This is a genomic window from Roseivirga sp. (assembly GCF_049099775.1).
In the GTDB taxonomy this organism is placed as follows: Bacteria; Bacteroidota; Bacteroidia; order Cytophagales; family Cyclobacteriaceae; genus Roseivirga.
This window is the reverse complement of the sequence record NZ_JAGDZM010000005.1, coordinates 1,350-21,489: the sequence shown is the minus strand read 5'-3', so window position 1 is coordinate 21,489 and position 20,140 is coordinate 1,350. Positions and strand designations below refer to the sequence as shown.

Below are 20,140 nucleotides of genomic sequence, written 5' to 3'. Positions count from 1 at the left end.
TATTAATTGAGTATCGAGGTTTTAATCATTTCTAAATCCAGTCCGCCATAGTTTCCTGAACTCATTAAAAGTAAGTTTTTAGCTTCCCATTTCTGAGATAAAAGATGGTTTTCAAGCGCTTGTGCTTCGGTAAATAACTTAAGATCCGATCTTTGAAACGCCTCTTTTAATTCATCTTCACTAATCATTTCCAGTCCTTTAGTAGCTACCGTTTTTGGGTTGATAAAGACTAGCGCTTCGTCAGGGGAGTTGAAGGTATCTTTATATTGACTAATAAACGCCTTATTTAAACTGCTGAAAGTGTGAAGTTCTATACATGCGACCAGAGATCTGTTGTCAAACTGATCTTTCACCGCCTTAGAAGTAGCTTTCAGTTTAGAAGGAGCGTGGGCAAAATCTTTGAACATGATGCTGTTCTCGTTTTCACCTATTTTCTCCATCCTTTTCGAAGCACCAGCAAAAGATTTGATATGGTGATAGAACTCTTCATCGGTCACACCTATATTATTCAAGATGTTTTTAGCTACCTGAAGGTTTTGCATATTATGTTGACCGAATACTTGCACAGCTGTTTCACCATTTTTGTGCAATAAGAACGTTTCTTGATTTCTTATTTCAGACTTATGCGGACCATAGGGGATTAAATTAGAAGGACTTCCCATGTCCTTTACTAAATCGCAAAGCGCATCATCACTTTCCGCATAAAACACTTTTCCTTTAGTTGGCGTGATAGCAATGAACTGGCGAAATTGATCGATGTAATTGTCCAAAGTTGGGTATACATTATAATGGTCCCATGCTATGCCAGATATAAGGGCCAAGTCATGCTTATAGTGTAAGAATTTCGGCGTAAGGTCGAGAGGGGATGTAGTATATTCATCACCTTCTATAATAATGTATGGAGCGTCCGTAAGCTGAACCATTTGATCAAACCCTTCAAGCTGAGCACCCACCAAGTAATCAAAGTCTTTACCCATAGACTTCAATACATGCATAATCATGGAGGTAATAGTAGTTTTACCATGACTACCAGCTACCACTACACGCTTTTTGTCTTTAGAGGCTTCGAAAATAAATTCAGGAAAAGACAACACTTTAAGTCCAAGCGATTGCGCTTTTACGAGCTCAGGATTATCAGCCTTGGCATGCATACCCAGAATAATCAAGTCCAAGTTTGGTTGGATCTTGTCTTCATGCCAACCTTCTATTTCAGGCAGTAAACCGTGGTTTTTAAGGTTTGTCTTGGAAGGGTCGAAAAAAGCATCATCAGATCCAGTCACTTCATTGCCTAAATTTTTAAGACAGATAGCTAAATTATGCATAACCGCTCCGCCTATAGCGATAAAGTGAATGCGTTGATTTGTGATCATGAAGAAAGCGCTAAAGTGAAATCAAAAATAAGATAAAAGAAGTGCTTGCCCAACTTCGTTTGATGATAGTAATGCACTTATACTTGGCAGAAAAGCCATTGTGTACAAGAGGTTGATAAGTTGAGAATAACTAAACTAATTAATCGTTGTCCAGATGAAGTTTTGGCTCTAAGTTTGAATAATGGAAAAAGATAAATCGGCGGTTTCAAGGGCAGGTTATAAACCTAGGGCAGGGCTAACTGAGGCAACTCAGTTGGGTAAATTACCTCCTCAGGCTGTTGATCTTGAAGAAGCGGTTCTTGGTGCATTAATGTTGGAGAAAGATGCGTTGACTAATGTCATCGATATTCTTCGACCTGATTCTTTTTATAAAGAAGCACACAAGGAGATTTATCAAGCCATATACGAGTTGTTCCAGGAGTCGGAACCAATTGATATTCTGACGGTTACTAGTCATTTAAGGAAGTCAGGTAAGATTGAAATAGTTGGAGGTCCATACTATATCACGCAGCTGACTAACCGAGTAAGTTCTGCAGCGAATATTGAATATCATGCTAGAATAGTCGTAGAGCAATCTATTAAAAGAGAGCTTATTCGAATCTCTTCAGAAATTCAGAAAGATGCTTTTGAAGATACGACAGACGTATTTCAATTACTCGATAAAATGGAGCAATCCTTATTCGAGGTTTCCGAGAAAAATGTCAAGAAAGAGTATGATAGCATGCGGAATATTATGGCCACCGCATTAGAAGAAATTCAAGCCAGAAAAGATCATCAAGACGGACTAACCGGTGTGCCATCAGGCTTTACCGCTTTAGATCGTGTTACCTCAGGTTGGCAAAAGTCTGATTTAATCATTATCGCCGCTAGACCTGCGATGGGTAAAACTGCCTTTGTAGTTTCTGCATTAAGGAACGCTGCTGTAGATCACGGTCAGGCCTGTGCTATTTTCTCACTTGAGATGTCATCAGTACAGCTAGTGAATAGATTGATTTCTGGAGAAGCAGAGTTGGAAGGAGAGAAGATCAAGAAAGGAACGCTAGCAGAACACGAATGGGCACAACTTGTCCATAAAACAGCAAATTTAACCAAAGCCCCCATATTTATAGATGATACCGCTGCACTTTCAATCCTCGAATTGAGGGCTAAGTGTAGAAGGTTGAAACAACAGCATGATATCCAGTTAATTGTAATTGATTACTTGCAACTGATGTCAGGCGACTCCTCAAAGAGTGGAGGTGGAGGCGGTAACCGTGAACAGGAAATCGCTTCTATCTCTCGTTCTTTGAAGAACTTAGCTAAGGAGCTCAGCGTGCCAGTAATAGCACTGTCGCAGCTGAGTAGAGCCGTTGAGACCCGAGGCGGAGATAAGCGTCCCCAGCTTTCCGACCTCAGGGAATCAGGGTCAATTGAGCAAGATGCCGATATGGTTATGTTTCTCTATCGACCGGAATATTATGGTATTACGCAAGATGAGAATGGCATGCCAACCACGGGTATGGGTGAAGTTATTATATCTAAGCACAGAAACGGTTCATTAGAAAATGTACAGCTGAAGTTTATCGGTAAGTACACCAAGTTTGCCGATTTAGATATGCATGCTGGTGGCGGTACTTATGGTTCCTCTTTTCCTGTAGATGGTACTTCAAGCTTTGAATCTGGAGCTGACGGTGGTGGTGCCATGACATTCCAAAGCAAGGCCAATGGGGGAGATACTCCGAATTTGCCAACAGGAGGCGAAGAAGCACCTTTCTAAAATATTTTCATGAAGGCCTTACTTATCACCGATCAGCAAGAACCTCTATTAATATCTGAAATTGATAAACCGAAATTAGGACCTAATCAGGTCTTAGTTCGTTTAAAAGCCGTAGCATTAAATCGACGCGATCAATGGATTAGACAAGGTATGTATCCAAATATTCAATTTGGGAGCGTACTGGGCTCAGATGGCGCTGGTATTGTTGAAAGGGTTGGTTCAGAAGTAAGCGACAGCCTTATCGATCATGAAGTGATCATTAACCCAAACGTGAATTGGGGTAAAAATGAAATGGCCCAGTCCTCCGACTATTCTGTACTAGGAATGCCAGAAAACGGGACCTTCGCGGAGTATATTGTAGTTCATGAAAATCGCTTGGCCGATAAACCGGAACACTTATCTTGGAATGAAGCAGCAGCTTTACCCTTAGGTGGGTTAACAGCATTTCGAGCCATTTTTCATCACGGCCATTTAAAACCAGGAGATAACGTTTTGATTTCCGGTGTAGGGGGAGGCGTAGCACAGTTTGCCTTTCTTTTTTCGCTAGCTATTGGCGCGAATGTTTATGTTACTTCAGGGGCTGACGAAAAGGTTGCAAAATGTATTGCATCAGGTGCCAAAGGAGGTTTCAATTACAAAGAAGAATCATGGTTCAAAGCCGCACAAAAAGCTTCTGGCGGTTTCGACGTGGTAATTGATAGTGCTGGTGGAAACCAAATCAATGATTTTATCAAAATTATGAAACCAGCTGGTCGAATCGTTTTTTATGGAGCCACTAATGGCACACCACAAAAGCTAGATATGTTCCGAATGTTTTGGAACCAAATTACACTCCAAGGTTCTACCATGGGCAATGACCATGAGTTTGAAGAGATGGTGGCATTTGTAAAAAGACATGAAGTTCATCCCGTGATCGATTCAGTCAGACCTTTTCACGATATTATCTCCGCTTTCGATGATATGAAAGCCGGTAAGCAGTTTGGGAAATTGGTGGTCACCTTTTGACCCACCCAAACACCCTCATTGCCATTCACATCCACTAAGCTTTTACATTAGAACACTTGAAGTTTAATTGGGGGTAATTTTTAAACTCAAAAAACATTAATCAAAACTATATGAGATTCAATCGGAACAAGTTTGGACTGGTTGCTGCATTAATGCTCTTAACCCAGTTAATCTGGGCACAAGACTATAATAATGCAAGTCAATTAGCCCAACGACTTCGTGGATTGGCAAATTCCTCAAATGCCGCCACATTAAAGTCAATTACTAAAACATTAGGGGGGAAAGACGTCTGGATGCTCACCTTGGGCACGGGAGACATGGAAAATAAACCGGCCATGGCCGTAGTCGGTGGTGTCGAAGGACAACACTTGCTAGGCGTAGAAATGGCGGTTCGTTTTGCCGAAGATGTTGTAAAAAACAACCTGAGCGCATTAGAAAATACTACTTACTATGTATTTCCTAATATGAGCCCTGATGCCACTGAGCAATATTTTGCAAACCTAAAGTATGGTAGAAGTGGTAATGCGAAAAAGACGGATGACGATCGTGATGGCCGTGTGAATGAAGATCCATTTGAAGATTTAAACGGTGATGGAATGATTACCATGATGAGAGTGGAGGATGCTACAGGTGATTGGATTATGCACCCGGCTGATGACCGCGTGATGATCAAGGCAGATAAGTCTAAAGGAGAAAAAGGTAAGTATCATGTTTTCACTGAAGGTGCTGATAATGATAAAGACGGTGCTTTTAATGAAGATGGAGAAGGCGGAATCAACTTTAACAAGAGTTTGACATTCGCTTATGATTATTTCACTCCTGGAGCAGGTGAGCATCCTGTTTCTGAATTAGAGAATAGAGCATTGCTTGATATCCTTTATACTAAATGGAATGTATATGCAATCATGACATTTGGACCTGGCAATAATCTGTCAAGTGCATGGAGATATAATAGAGGAGGAGCCAGTAAAAGAGTTGTTACAAGTGTTTTAAGAGCAGATGAAACTGTGAACAAGCTAGTATCAGGAAAATATAATAAGACGGTGGGCACAAAAGACGCACCGCCATCTGTAGAGCCAGGAGGAAGCTTTAATCAATGGGCTTACTTCCACTTTGGAAGGTTAAGCTTTAGCACACCAGGATGGTGGGCCCCAATGGTTAAAGGTGATTCAACTATGAAAAAGAATGCTGATAAGAACAGGGAGGTTAACTATCTAAGATGGGCGGCCCAAGAGGGACTATCAAACTACTTTGCTGACTGGACTGCCATGGAGCACCCAGACTTTCCAGGAATGAAAGTTGAGGTTGGAGGTATTGCACCATTTAACATGTTAAACCCACCAATTTCTATGATCGATGATTTGGCTGGCAAGCACAATCAATTCATTATGGAAGTAGCCAAAATGCAGGCAAAAGTTGACTTGATTAACCTAAGAACTGAATCTGCAGGAAAAGGCATGACGCGTGTTACAGTAGACCTTTACAATGGAGGAACACTACCTACTCACTCACAAATGGGGACTAGGTCTCGTTGGTTAAGACGAGTGAAAATGGAATTGAAATTAGGCAATGGACAAGAGATTGTTTCAGGTCGTAAAATCACACTTATTCCATCTATCAATGGTGACGATGCCGTGTCATTTACCTGGTTAATTAAAGGTAAAGGTTCGGTTTCAATAGAAGTAGGAGCACCACACATTGGATTCACTTCAACAAACGTAAATCTTAAATAAGCCGACATGAAAAACTATATAAACAAACTCGTTTTATCGATTTGCTTACTTGGGTTTACCGCTGCAGCTTATGCCCAAAGTGCCGATGAAATATTTAGAGCCGTAGGCTCACCACATAACCCGAAAGTACAAATTAGCTTTAATCGCTACTATACTGCCGAAGGACATGCGGCATTGACCAAGAAGATAGCCGATGCACATCCTAACCTTGTAAGAAGAGTGTCTATTGGAAAGTCTTATGAAGGACGTGACATGTGGATGCTTCAGGTTACAAATTTCGAAAAAGGCGAACCGCATAGAAAACCTGGTTTCTATATTGACGGTAACATTCACTCTAATGAGATTCAAGGAGCTGAAATTTCAATCTATACCGCTTGGTATTTAACCGAAAACTATGGTGATGTAGATTATGTGACTAAAATGCTCGATACACGTATCTTCTATATTGTGCCAACCATTAACCCTGATGCTCGGAACAACTATATGAAAGAGCCAAATACAGGAAGCTCGCCACGTTCTGGAATGATTCCTTTGGACGATGACAGAGATGGCCTGTTCGATGAAGATGCACCAGATGATCTTGATGGAAATGGATCTATTACTCAGATGAGAAGAAAGAGTAATACAGGTAATTTCATTTTAGACCCGAAAGATCCTCGTAAAATGATCGTGATTGGGGTTGACGATAATGTTGCTCCCAACATTCAGCGTTACGAAATGCTTGGTCAAGAAGGTATCGACAATGATGGTGATGGTAGAATAAATGAGGATAGAGTAGGGTACTACGATCCAAACAGAGATTGGGCTTGGAAATGGCAGCCTGATTATATCCAAGGCGGTGCTTATAAATATCCTTTCAGTATTCCTGAAAACAGAAATGTTGCCGATTTTGTATTAGCGCACCCAAATATCGCTGGTGGACAGAGTTACCATAACTCAGGAGGAATGATTCTTCGTGGACCTGGGGCTCAGGAAGATCTTTCAACCTATAATAGAGCAGACCTTAGAATCTATGATGCCATTGGTAGAAAAGGAGAGAAGATCATGCCGGGCTACAGATATCTGGTGGTTTACAAAGACTTATACTCAGTATTCGGAGGAGAGTTAGATTGGATGTACGGTAGCAGAGGTATTTACACGTTTACAAATGAGATTTTTACTCGTTTCGCTTATTATAAGAATAACGAAGGTGGACAGAATCTCAATTATGATATCGATACTGAGCTATTAATGGGCGATGCCTTTGAACCTTGGAAACCTTATAATCACCCTACTTATGGCGAGATTGAAATTGGTGGATTCAAGAAAAACTTTGGCAGAGCAACTCCTGGATTTATGTTAGAAGAAGAGCTTCATAGAAATATGGCCTTTACCCTTTACCATGCCTACCATATGCCGAACTTGAGCATAGAGGAAGTTAAAGAGAAAGATTTGGGAGGTGGACTAAGAGAAATCACTGCAACGATCAAGAATGATCGCTTGATGCCAACTCACGCTTCTCAGGACTTAAAGTATAAGATTGAGCGACCTGATTATATCAGTATTTCAGGGGTTAAAGTTCAAGTAGGAATGAGGGTGCTGAATGAAGATCTTGGTTTTACTACTGAGCAAAAGCAGAATCCTGAAAAACTCGAAGTCGCCAATATTCCTGGTAACAGTACCGTAAAAGTACGTTGGATTGTAAGTGGTAAAGGTAAATTCACCATTACTGTTGACAGTGCTAAAGGAGGTTTGGTTAGTAAATAAGCTTTATTTTTCAGAGAAAAATGAAAGCCGAGCAGAGATGCTTGGCTTTTTTTATGACAAGCCTTATTCTGAAATAAGTTGACACAATTGTGACTTATTTCAGGACGGGATAGTGTATAGATATCAGTATAACCATTTTCATCAACCATAAATCCAAAATGATGATTGCCTAATTAGTTGAGTCGCTTGTTCTGATATAAGTTAAAAGTGTAGTGACAAGGTAATCCCATGAGCCATCATGGCTAACTTATTTTGATTCAGTTCTAGTCATTGTATTAGCAGGGTCACAATGATCCTTATTTCTTCACCTTAATTTCAAGGCAACCTTTGTTCTATACTATCCCAATAGTTATATGCTGTTGTTTTTACCCCAATTAAATGATATATCCAAACATCATTGTAAATTAGCAGCACTTGCATGCCGTAACAACACTCCATTGACCCTTCGGTTCCAGACCAAATGTCAAGAATTTGAACCAAAAATTCTCAAACAGCATATGAGATTTAGAATAATATTTATCTGTTTTTACCTACTCCTTCTCGTACAGCTTTCTTATTCCTTTCAATTGGATTACTTCTACCCAGAAAGAAAGACAGAGGTATTGCAAAAGGGTGATTCAATTCTACAACTCAAGGAAAGGCAGCGTTCAAAATCCCTTAATATAAAGGGCCATGGAGAAATGTCAATTGATAGACTGCTGGCGGAATATTATCTTCATAAGGCTGGTAATTCCATTGATAGTTCTTTGCCTGATTCGGCAATTGCATTTGCTGAAAAGGCCGTTCGGCTCTCTGAAGTTCTAAGAGATGATGAATTGAAACTTGTGGCTCTTGTAACAGCCAGTAAGGTTGAACTTGGTTTAGCTAACTATGATCGAGCCATTGAATATATGGAGAGAACCAAAAACCTCAAAGCTCCCCGTCATCAGCAAGTATATAGACTTTGGACGCTCAGAGTTATTGAGCGGCAGGCAGTCAATGTTAAAAATGAATATAGATTCGATTTACTAAAATATCTAGACATATTCCGACTTGTCCAGGATATGGAAACGGATGCTGAGCGATTATGGGCTGTTTACGCGGCTAAATCTGTAGCCACAAAGTACAATTCATTAGAGAAATATGACTCTGCCAAATTATGGTTTAATAAAGCTTTTTTAGCAGCTGAAGGTCTGCCAGCTAAAGAGTTGGGTGCACAAAAATCTCTAGGTTTAGCATTTTCTGGATTTCTTTTAGCTACTGCAGATTATGATGATGCACTAAGAATACTTACCAACCTGGATGAGCTGTACAGGAGTACGAATGATAACCTTTTAAATATTTATTTCAAAAGATGGTATCAATTGCAAAGATCTGCACCAGACGAGTTCTTAAGAAAGAATAGTCATTTAATGAAATATTCGGTTGATCAAACCATTAGCTATTTTAGAATTGATTCGAGTAATATGAGGTTAAATGATAGACTTAGAGGATACTCATTAATCATAGAGCAAGAAACTTCAAGGGAGAATTGGGAACTTGTAGCCAAATTGTATGAGGAATTAAGGGTTTTCGAAAGTCAAACTCAAGTTGAAGAATTACAGAAGAGCTTTAATAAACGTAATGAGCTGTTACAAACTTCAGCTCAGGCACAAGAAGAATTGCGTTTGACAGAACTTCAAAAGTCAAAAGCTAATCAACGGTTTTATGCGGCTGGAATTCTGCTTGTTGTAGGCATTAGCTTTGTAGTTTATCGAAACGGACTTCTGCGTAAGAAACAAAATGCGGTCTTAAATGAGAAAAACCTATTGATTGAGCGTCAGAAAGGTGATCTGGAACAGTTAAATGAATTGAAAAGTAAATTCTTTACAAATATCTCTCATGAATTAAGAACCCCATTAACCCTAGCCATGGGGAATATTAAGAATGTCTCGAATGGAAAGTACGGGGCATTAAACGACCGTCAGTCAAAATCTTTAGCCATTGCCGGAGCTAATTCCAAAAGAATCTTGGGACTGGTAAATGATATGTTGGATCTCTCCAAGATAGAAAGTGGTAAAGAGCAACTGTTGGTTAAATCGGTTGATTTGGAGAATGAAGTGCATGCCGTCTTAAATCTTTTCGATGTACAAATAGAAGAGAAGGCATTAAAGGTGGAAGTCAAAGCTTTAGAGCATGCCCAACCCATTTATGTAGATAGCTTGAAGCTAGAGACTATACTGTTTAATCTTATATCCAATGCAGTAAAACATTGTTTTACAAAATCAACGTTGCACATAGAGATTCAAGAAGAAGCACAACATCAGAAGCTTTCTATTTGCAATGCTGGAAATGGCATTCCTGAACATGAATTACCCTTTGTGTTCGATCGTTTTTATCAAGCTGGGTCAGTCAACAGTGGAGAAGGCTCTGGTGTTGGACTCTCCTTGACTAAGGAATTGGTTGACTTGCATAAGGCCGAGATATCGGTTGCAAGTGTATTGCAAGACTCTACTTGCTTCACAGTTAGTTTCCTTAAAGGAAAAGATCATTTTATAGCAGATCAAGTCATTCCCGAGTCTGAGTCTGAAACCGAAATGATATCAGTAAGAGAAGGGGCAACAATTCTATTGGTGGAAGACAATGCCGATATGCGTCATTATCTCTATGAAATGCTTTCTGACCGATTTAAAGTCTCTTTGGCTGAGAATGGACAAGACGCCTTAAACAAAATTGAGCAGGTGGATCCCGATTTAATCATAACAGATTATATGATGCCACAAATGAATGGGGCTCAGTTCTATAAAGCCTTGAGGCAAATACAAGGTTTTGTGGATACGCCCGTGGTCTTCTTAACCGCCAGAGCCATTGAGCGGGACCGAGAGGCCTTATTAAAAGAAGGAGTAGCCGACTATATACTCAAGCCTTTTAACGATCTAGATCTAATGGCGCGGATAGGGCAGTTGCTGTCCTTAAAGCAAGAGAGAGCTAAACATAGCTTGCCATCGAAACCTACCTCAGGGGAGATTGAAAATAAGTTGATGAACTTATTACGTTCTACCGTTTATGCGTCTTTACAAGACGCTGAACTTAAGCCGACCACCTTGGCAGAAGCCCTATCGGTTAGTGAAAGGACTTTATATAGAAAAGTAAAAGCAGCTACCGGGTTTTCTCCTCAGGCCTATATCAAAGAGGTACGTTTACAAGAGGCCAGGAGGCTTATTGAAAATAAAGAATATCAATCCATATCCGATGTGGCCTATGCGGTAGGCTTCGACCATCTGAGTCATTTCTCGAATAGTTATAAAGAGCGTTTTGGAATGTCAGCCTCTCAGGGGAAAGAACGTTCAGTTTAGTAGGGATTATTCCATTTTTTCTACTTGAAAATTAGCACTAAAATCATGCTACAAAGCTTTTTAAGCTGTCTTTGAGGTCTTTGGCACTCAGCTTAAAGCAATTGGCAGGCATATATAAATGAGTCTGTCTAGGCATTTCTTTCTTTGGGTGATCAATAACATTAAGTCACATTTTAACAACCTCAATTGTTATGCACCTACAACCAAAATATGTCTTTCCTCTAAACTTCAGTACTAACGTTTATGGCATTAATAAATACATTAGGTTTTCAATTTCTTGTACCCTGCTCTTTCTGTTGAGTGTCTCAAGCTTAAGCGCTAAAAAAGGAGCCAATAGAGAAAACGAGCTATCATTTTCTGACCCCATATTTACTTCACCAAGCTTGGTAGCCTTTGCCGAGAACGGTACAGGCACAGTACTGGATGTGAATGCCAATGATGGTGAGGGTGCTTTTCTCAATACAAACGATTATGATGGAATGGCTCTAAGTGCCCAAAAAGTCACTAACGTTACCAGTACAACGAGTAATGGTTCAATTGCAAAAGGCTTTTTAGTAAGTATTCAAGTCACTTTTGACCAAACGGTAGAGGTAACGGGCACCCCTCAATTAGAGCTGGAGACGGGTAATACAGATCGCAAAGCGGATTATTCCAGTGGTAGTAGCACTAATACCTTAACCTTCACTTATAGGGTTCAGGAAGGAGATGAAAGTGCTGATTTGGATTATAAGGCTACTACTTCGTTGACCTTAAACGGAGGAACCATTGGAGATACGAATTTTTTTCAAATAGCTGATTTAACTTTGCCAAGTCCAGGCGCTTCCGGTTCTCTGGGAGCAAATAAAGCTTTGGTGATAGATGGCATATCGCCTACCATCACCAACATTAGCTCGACAGCAGCTAATGGAACCTATGGTATTGGGGATGTGATTCCGATAGTAGTAACATTCAGTGAAGAGATGAGCAGCGGTGCGCAAGATGATAATATAACGTTAGAGACCGGCACATTAGATATAGAGATTTTTTTACCTACAATATCTGGAAATCAATTAACATTTGATTATACGGTTGAATCAGGTCATTCGAGTTCAGACCTCAACGTCAATTCTTATTTTGTATCTAATGGGAAGGATTTAGCTGGAAACCTCATTGATCCCTCACTACCTAGCGGCAAGAATCTGGCCAATAACAAAAACATTGTGATTGATACCTCTCCTAAGATCACTAACGTTACCAGTTCAACGAGTAATGGTTCAATTGCAAGAGGCTTATCAGTAAGTATTCAAGTCACTTTTGACCAAACGGTAGAGGTAACGGGCACCCCTCAATTAGAGCTGGAGACGGGCAATACAGATCGCAAGGCGGATTATTCTAGTGGTAGTGGCACTAATACCTTGACCTTCACTTATAGGGTTAAGGGAGGAGATGAAAGCTCTGATTTGGATTATAAGTCCACTGGTTCCCTGACTTTGAATGGCGGGACGATTCAAAATATTGGAAGTGTAGATACCGATTTGACATTGCCGATTCCGGGAGCTTCAGGTTCCTTGTCAGCCAACAAGGATTTGGTGATTGATGGTGTAGAGCCAACCATCACCAACATTAGCTCGACAGCAGCTAATGGAACCTATGGTATTGGGGATGTGATTCCGATAGTAGTAACATTCAGTGAAGAGATGAGCAGCGGTGCGCAAAGTGATCATATAACGTTAGAGACCGGCACATTAGATATAAATATTTTCTCACCTACAATATCTGGGAATCAATTAACATTTGATTATACGGTTGAATCAGCTCATTCGAGTTCAGACCTCAACGTCAAATCTTATTTTGGATTTAATGGGAAGGATTTAGCTGGAAACCTCATTGATCCCTCACTACCTAGCGTCAAGAATCTGGCCAATAACAAAAACATTGTGATTGATACCTCTCCTAAGATCGCTAACGTTACCAGTTCAACGAGTAATGGTTCAATTGCAGAAGGCTTATCAGTAAGTATTCAAGTCACTTTTGACCAAACGGTAGAGGTAACGGGCACCCCTCAATTAGAGCTGGAGACGGGTAATACAGATCGCAAGGCGGATTATTCTAGTGGTAGTGGCACTAATACCTGGACCTTCACTTATAGGGTTAAGGGAGGAGATGAAAGCTCTGATTTGGACTATAAGTCCACCGGTTCCCTGACTTTGAATGGCGGGACGATTCAAAATAGTGGAAGTGTAGATACCGATTTGACATTGCCGATTCCGGGAGCTTCAGGTTCCTTGTCAGCCAACAAGGATTTGGTGATTGATGGTATAGAACCTACTATCACCAACATTAGCTCGACAGCAGCTAATGGAACCTATGGTATTGGGGATGTGATTCCGATAGTAGTAACATTCAGTGAAGAGATGAGCAGCGGTGCGCAAGATGATAATATAACGTTAGAGACCGGCACATTAGATATAGAGATTTTTTTACCTACAATATCTGGAAATCAATTAATATTTGATTATACGGTTGAATCAGGTCATTCGAGTTCAGACCTCAGCGTCAATTCTTATTTTGTATCTAATGGGAAGGATTTAGCTGGAAACCTCATTGATCCCTCACTACCTAGCGTCAAGAATCTGGCCAATAACAAAAATATTGTGATTGATGCAGAAGTCCCTACCATTACAAGTGGAACTTCAGAGACTTTTGAAGAAAATGGAATTGGAACGATCTACACAATAACTGCCACGGATGATACTGATTTAAGCTTTAGCGTGAGTTCAGGTAATGATGAGGGCTTGTTTGATATAAATGCCAGCACGGGTGCTGTTACTTTTAAAACCGCACCAGATTTTGAAAACCCAACAGACAATGGAGCCAATAACACCTATGTAATTAATGTTATTGCTACAGATGCCGCTGGCAATTCCGCCAATCAAGATGTTACCATTACAGTAACTGACAAGGCAGATGAAACCGCACCCTTTATCAATTCAGATATCCGTATTGGCCTTAACGCTAACGCTAATCAGGTAGATATTCCCTTTAACGAAGGTGTGTTTGGAGGGAGTGGTGCTGGCCCTGTCGAACCCGATGACTTTACGCTAGCACTTACCAATAATACCACGGTAGATACTCCCGTGATCACCTCTATCACAAATACCAATGATGGCACTCTGGTGGGTGGAGAGACCACCCTACGTGTACACTTTGGCTACAACGGCACAGCAGAAGGAGATGAAAGCCTTACTTTTACTCCGGTGGCCGATGCCATTTTTGATGCAGCAGGTAATGCGGCTCCAACTGAGCAGAATAACAATATACTTCAATTGCATGATGAAACCGCTCCTACGGTTACCATTACCTCAGGCACTTCTGGTGCGCTATATACATCAAACTATTACTTCGATCTTGTATTTAGCGAAGGGGTTACTGGCCTTAAAGTAACTGATTTTACTGCCAATTTTTCTGTTTCTCAAACTGAGATTACCCTCTCTACGGAGAATATAGTAACAGATCTTTCTGGGATTACATCCTTAAGGTTAAACACCTCATTTTTGATCGGAGATTCTGAAAGTAATACTATTATGCTAAATCTTCTCGAAAATAGTATGGTCGATAGGGCAGGTAATCCAGTGCCAGCCACATCTTTTACTTCCACAGAAATTGTTGATAAGACCATTCCGGGCTTGCTCATATTAGGTATAGATGCCAACAATGCTCAAATCACAGGGCAATTTACCGAAGTCGTTTACGGCAATAATACAGCGAGTGACCCTGTAGAACCCAGCGACTTAACGCTTTCTGTATCCGGAGGCACGGCTTCAGGTGCCTCCATCACCTCCATTACCAATGCAATAGGAGGAGCCTTGGTAGGAGGAGAACAAGATATTTTAATCAACATAGCTTTTGTCGGTACACCCAATGGCAGTGAAACCATTACGGTAGAGGCTACTGACAACGAATCTATTTTCGATTTACCGGGTAACTTCATGCCTACCCCTCAAGGGGGCGGCAATACGGTAAGGCTCAGCGATATCTATGGTCCGGTATTTTCCTCGGGAACCAGTGCTTCATATGTTGAGAACGGAACCGAAGTGGTTTATACCGCCACGGCAACAGATTTAGATGAATTCACTTTCAAACTGGGGAGTAATAAAGATGAGGCTTTATTTACCATAGGTAAAAGCACAGGAGAACTCACATTTGTATCTAGTCCCGACTTTGAAAACCCCCAAGATGGAGACGGCAACAACGAGTACGAAGTAGAGATTACAGCCTCAGACAGAAGCAATATAACCACACATACCGTCACGGTTACCGTGAGTGATGTGGATGATGCGCCACCAACGGTGACCTCTTTTACCTCGGACGATAGCGAACTAATCCCTGGAGAAACAGCGGTTCTTACCCTTGTTTTTGATGAAGCCATTAGCGGCTTGGCTGCTGAAGACTTTACGGTGCCTAACGGTGCCATTTCAGAGCCTACCTCAAGCGATGGTGGAAGCACCTATACAGCTACCTATACTCCAAATGCAGAAATTGAGGACGCCACCAATGAAATTGTACTGGATCTTACAGGCATTGCTGATCAAGCAGGAAATGCAGGTGTAGGAACTTCGAAAACCGCCAATTTCACGCTGGATTCCAGAACTCCGTCTTTGAACTTTGCTACTACAAGTAGTAGTGGTGCAGAAACCGTCACGAGTGTTGATTTGGAAGTAGGTTTGGCGCTAGTAAGTGGAGTAGACATAACAGTAGACTATGTAGTAACCGGTACAGCTATTGGCTCAGGTACGGACTATACCCTGGCCAATGGTACAATGACATTCTTGGCTGGTACTACTTCAAAAAATATCACAATTGCTGGCATCATAAATGATGCCATTGCGGAGACCGATGAGACAGTGATTGTTACCCTATCGAACCCTACTAATGCTGACTTGATTACAAATTCGGCAGTGCATACTTACACAATTACAGATGATGATGCCGCAACGCTGTCAATTGGGGATGTAACACAAACGGAAGGCAACAGTGGCACTTCGATCATCAATATTCCGGTGACCCTGACTGGACAAGTACAGGATGGTTTTACAGTAGAAGCCGATGCGCTTTTATCAGGAGATGCTGCTGAAATCGATGCCAATGATGTAATGGTTTCCGTTGACCCAATTATTTCTTCAACTACACTTATTTTTGTTGGAAACAATGGTGAGACACAAAACCTACAAGTCACTCTCAAAGGGGACGAAGTGGTGGAAAATGATGAGACCTTTGCGGCATTGATTGGCGATGTACAGGCCGATGGTAAGAATGTAACTATTGTGGATGGAGATGCAACTATTACCATAACCAATGACGATGCCGCAACGCTGAGCATTGATGATATTTCAATCAATGAAGGTGATAATGGACAAACGAATGAAGCCACCTTTACCGTTAGTCTCAACGGAGCAGTAGAGAACACTTTCTCAGTAGATGCTAACCTAGTAGGAGGCACAATTCAAGATAGCGATTACATCAGTGCTGGCATTGAAACGCTAGGTTTCACAGGTACTTTAGGAGAAACAAAGTCATATAGCCTCACAATAACTGGTGATGACCTTGTGGAGCTTGACGAAACATTCTCAGTTTTCCTAAGTAATTTATCTGCTTCGGGACTCAACGTGACCATTACCGATGATACAGGAGCTGGCGTCATTTTAAATGACGATGCCGCACCTGTAGTCACTTCAACGGTCACAGCTACCGTTGAAGAAAACACCATCGTCACAGGATATACGGCTGCAGCTACAGATGCTGATGCCGGAACCCTTAGTTTTAATTTAGGATCTGGTAACGATGGGGCTTTATTCTCTATCAATTCCAGCTCAGGAGTCCTGAGTTTCCTACAAGCACCTGATTTTGAAAACCCACAGGATGGAGATGGCAATAATCAATACTTGCTTACTATCAAGGTAAGCGATGGTGCTAATGAGGCAACTAAGGACATTACGGTTAACGTAACCAATCTAAACGAAACTCCAGTGTTTACTTCAGCCAATTCTGTGCGTTTAGCTGAAAATGAATTGAGTGTTTTTTACACAGCTACAGCAACAGATGAGGAGTCTGAATCAGTCACTTTTAGTCTGGAAAATCTGGGTTTAGATGATGTGAAGGCGTTATTAAATTTAAATGAAAGCACGGGTGAACTCAGCTTTGTATCAGCTCCTGACTTTGAGACGATGGTTGGAAACACAGAAGAGGGCGACAGTTATGAGGTTACTTTTATCGCAACAGATGCATCAGGGAACCAAACTTCTCAGGAACTTACCATTACAATACTTGATGTGAATGAAGCACCTGTTTTTTTATCAAACCCCGCAACAACCGTTAATGATAACCAGACCTACGAATATTTTGGATATTTGTCCGATCCGGATGATTTTATTCCTTTCAATACATCAAATAGAGCATCTGCAAATGTGCCATCCTGGTTAACGTTTGAATCATTCCTCCCGTCAACTACAGATATTGAATTGTACGATACTGACGAAGAGAGTTATTTAAATGAGGAAGAAGCTGAGTTCTTACTAGGGGCAAACCATATGGTGCGTGATAGTGAAGGTAATGTAATCCTAGCGATTGAAAATGGCCCAAGCAAATATGCCTTATTTAAGATTACACCAGAAGGTGCACTTTCAGTATTGGAGCTTAATACTTCAATGGAAAATGATGAGCAGGAAGCAGAAGGCGAATATGAATTAGAAGAAATCGTGGCTATGGATATTGATGCTAGCGACAACATTTATCTTGTTCAGAAGGCAGAAGATGCTCTATTAATAAAAGTGTCTCCGGAGTTTAATGTTACCGAGATAGCTACTGATATTGAAATTGACCAAGTGCTTTTTGATGTGCTAGATATTGAGATTAGTGAAACAGGAGAGGAGTTATTAATTATCAATGATAACGGGTCGTTATTCAATCTAAACCTTACCACAAATGAAGTTGAAGAAATAAGTGAACCAAGTGACATAGTTGATAATGCCTTTATAGCCAAAAATAGTGCAGGTGAAGTGTATGTCTATTTACGGAGCGAGGATGATGCTGATGATGTAAGACTCATCCAATATCAACCAGGCCTTGAAGGCTATACCACAACAACTATAATGAACTTAAGCGACAATTCTGAGGAAGAAGAAGGTGATGGCGACAATGAAAGTATTATTGACCAAGACGATATTCTTGCAAATGTGACAGATATGTTAATCGATTCAAATGATCAGTTGTGGGTTGCTTCTGGTGATTTGCTTTGGATGCTGAATGCTGTTTCAAATACTTTTGAATACTATGCCTCTAACGAAACCCTTGAAACATTTCTTGAAGAGCGAGAAACCGAAGATTTAGTCAAAATTCGTGAACTTAAATTGATAGCGGAGTCTAATGGCTTAATCAACTATACTTATGTTGGAGGTTTGGGCTTATTAGCGCCAGGGTCAAACGTTTTCTTAGAAACGGAAGAACCATTAACTGTTTCAGAAGCTACTCGCACTATTAGTTTTACTGCAAGAGGAAGAAAGACTTCATTAGATCTTTCAATATTCAGCGATGTGAACAGTTTTGCGACTAATGAAGAAGACTACACTCTTTTTGTTGAAGAATCATCTTTGTTCATATTGAGAGGTGGGGAAGGTTTTATTTTTGAGCATGAGCTTGAAAACAAAAATGATCCAGAAGAAACGATACGTCCTGACAGAGAAGATATCTGGAAGATTCTAGGCGTCAATGCTGATGGAAGTTTTATTCTTACTATGAATAACTCGTTAGTCATTCAAGTATCTACTGAAGACATAGATAATTATTTAACTGATATTGAGAATAACGATCGTGTTTACCTGCCATTTACTTTTCTTTTAGATGATTTTCCTGTCCAAATCTCAAGTGCCGTAATTTCTAGTAATAATGAATTCTTCTTTTCTTCATCTGCAGGGCTAATTAAGGTTGATACTGTAACGGGAGAATTAATCACGGTAATTGGTGAGGATGATGAGTTTTTTGAGGTGTTAGGAGAACCATATTTTGACGATTTGGTATTCGACAAAACAGGTGCTCTTTATATCGCTGATTCTGAAAATGGAATAATCTTCAAACTAGATTTGGAGGGTAATTTGAGTCAATATGTAGCGCTAGATGGAGTAAACTACCTAGCAGTTTCTGATAAATACCTCTATGCCGCTAATGAAGGTGGATTGTATCTGGTTAAATCAGAAGGTGAGCTAATTGCCTTGTCTGGAGATGGATTGAATACAGAAGAAGAAAACACTTTTCAAGGAATTCGAGGAATCAACTTTAGTGCTTCAGAAGGTTTAATATATATTATTGATAGTGGAGAATTGAGACAAATAGTCTTTGAGAAAGCGGCATTCAAATTAAGCGGAAATGCTCAAGGTAATGTAGGAACTCATAGTATATCCATATTGCTAGAAAATGAAGATATCATTTCAGGGGATCAAGTTAGTGCCACACAGGAATTTGATATAACTGTATTGGATGTAACGGCACCGGTTATCATTTCACTGAATGAAGCCAGTTTTGCCGAAAACGGTACAGATGCCTTACTCAAGGTAACGGCCGAAGACACCAATCCAAATGCAGTATTGACTTACGAGCTATCTGGCACAGATGCAGCATTATTCAGTATTAATCAGTCAGACCATGACCTTACTTTTAAAGAGTCCCCGGACTTTGAAACCCCTGCAGATGAGGGAACTGACAATGTCTATAACTTTACCATCACGGTAAAAGATGATGCGGATAATGAGGTAAGCCAAGATTTTACATTAACCGTTAACGACTTGAATGATGAGTCACCAGTGATTACCAATGCAGCTACGGTAAGCATAGATGAAAACACAACATCGGTTGTTACCTTAACAGCTACCGATTCAGATGCGAATAGCACTTTGGCCTTCAGTATTATAGGAGGGGCAGACCAGAGCTTATTTGAATTAGATGGTGCTGCATTAAGCCTAGTTTCAGCAGAAGATTTTGATAATCCAAGTCAAGAAGACCAGACTTATGAAGTAGTAGTAGAAGTGACTGATGGAGCCAATACAACCTCACAAACTATTGCCGTACGCATCAATGACTTGAATGATGAATCACCAGTGATTACCAATGCCACCAACATTAGTATAAGTGAGAACACCACCTCAGTAGTAACGCTTACTGCCAGTGATTCAGATGCGAATAGCACTT

The 20,140-nt window shown here is 40.5% G+C and carries 7 protein-coding genes; 6 read left to right on the top strand and 1 reads right to left on the bottom strand.

Annotated features, from left to right (window positions below; all coding sequences use genetic code 11):
- Positions 1 to 2 precede the first annotated feature (2 nt).
- The gene (locus tag JXQ92_RS09770) at positions 3 to 1,370 is read right to left on the bottom strand and encodes a UDP-N-acetylmuramate--L-alanine ligase (protein WP_421986429.1); all 1,368 of its coding nucleotides are present in this window, start codon (positions 1,368 to 1,370) and stop codon (positions 3 to 5) included.
- Positions 1,371 to 1,551: 181 nt separating this feature from the next.
- Here JXQ92_RS09770 and dnaB point away from each other — a divergent pair, with 181 nt between their 5' ends.
- From dnaB to JXQ92_RS09740, 6 genes are all read left to right on the top strand, one after another.
- Positions 1,552 to 3,126: a replicative DNA helicase gene (dnaB, locus tag JXQ92_RS09765; RefSeq protein WP_421986428.1), complete on the top strand. Its 1,575-nt coding sequence runs from the start codon at positions 1,552 to 1,554 to the stop codon at positions 3,124 to 3,126.
- 9 nt (positions 3,127 to 3,135) lie between these two features.
- Positions 3,136 to 4,131, top strand: coding sequence for a zinc-binding dehydrogenase (locus JXQ92_RS09760; RefSeq protein ID WP_421986427.1), 996 nt, complete (start codon positions 3,136 to 3,138; stop codon positions 4,129 to 4,131).
- A gap of 110 nt (positions 4,132 to 4,241) precedes the next feature.
- Complete coding sequence (locus JXQ92_RS09755; RefSeq protein ID WP_421986426.1) at positions 4,242 to 5,864, top strand: M14 family metallopeptidase; 1,623 nt, start codon at positions 4,242 to 4,244, stop codon at positions 5,862 to 5,864.
- A 6-nt stretch (positions 5,865 to 5,870) separates the two neighbouring features.
- Positions 5,871 to 7,610: a M14 family metallopeptidase gene (locus JXQ92_RS09750; protein WP_421986425.1), complete on the top strand. Its 1,740-nt coding sequence runs from the start codon at positions 5,871 to 5,873 to the stop codon at positions 7,608 to 7,610.
- Positions 7,611 to 8,107: 497 nt separating this feature from the next.
- Entirely contained in the window at positions 8,108 to 10,924 is a 2,817-nt protein-coding gene (locus tag JXQ92_RS09745; RefSeq protein ID WP_421986424.1) for a response regulator, read from the top strand.
- Between the two features lie 191 nt (positions 10,925 to 11,115).
- Positions 11,116 to 20,140: cadherin domain-containing protein (locus JXQ92_RS09740; RefSeq protein WP_421986423.1), on the top strand; the 9,025-nt coding region annotated here is incomplete at its 3' end.

Bases quoted from the DNA above. Each gene is read 5' to 3' on its own strand.
- JXQ92_RS09755 (WP_421986426.1), top strand. From the start codon at position 4,242: ATGAGATTCAATCGGAACAAGTTTGGACTGGTTGCTGCATTAATGCTC.
- JXQ92_RS09750 (WP_421986425.1), top strand. From the start codon at position 5,871: ATGAAAAACTATATAAACAAACTCGTTTTATCGATTTGCTTACTTGGG.
- JXQ92_RS09745 (WP_421986424.1), top strand. From the start codon at position 8,108: ATGAGATTTAGAATAATATTTATCTGTTTTTACCTACTCCTTCTCGTA.
- dnaB (WP_421986428.1), top strand. From the start codon at position 1,552: ATGGAAAAAGATAAATCGGCGGTTTCAAGGGCAGGTTATAAACCTAGG.
- JXQ92_RS09760 (WP_421986427.1), top strand. From the start codon at position 3,136: ATGAAGGCCTTACTTATCACCGATCAGCAAGAACCTCTATTAATATCT.
- JXQ92_RS09770 (WP_421986429.1), bottom strand. From the start codon at position 1,370: ATGATCACAAATCAACGCATTCACTTTATCGCTATAGGCGGAGCGGTT.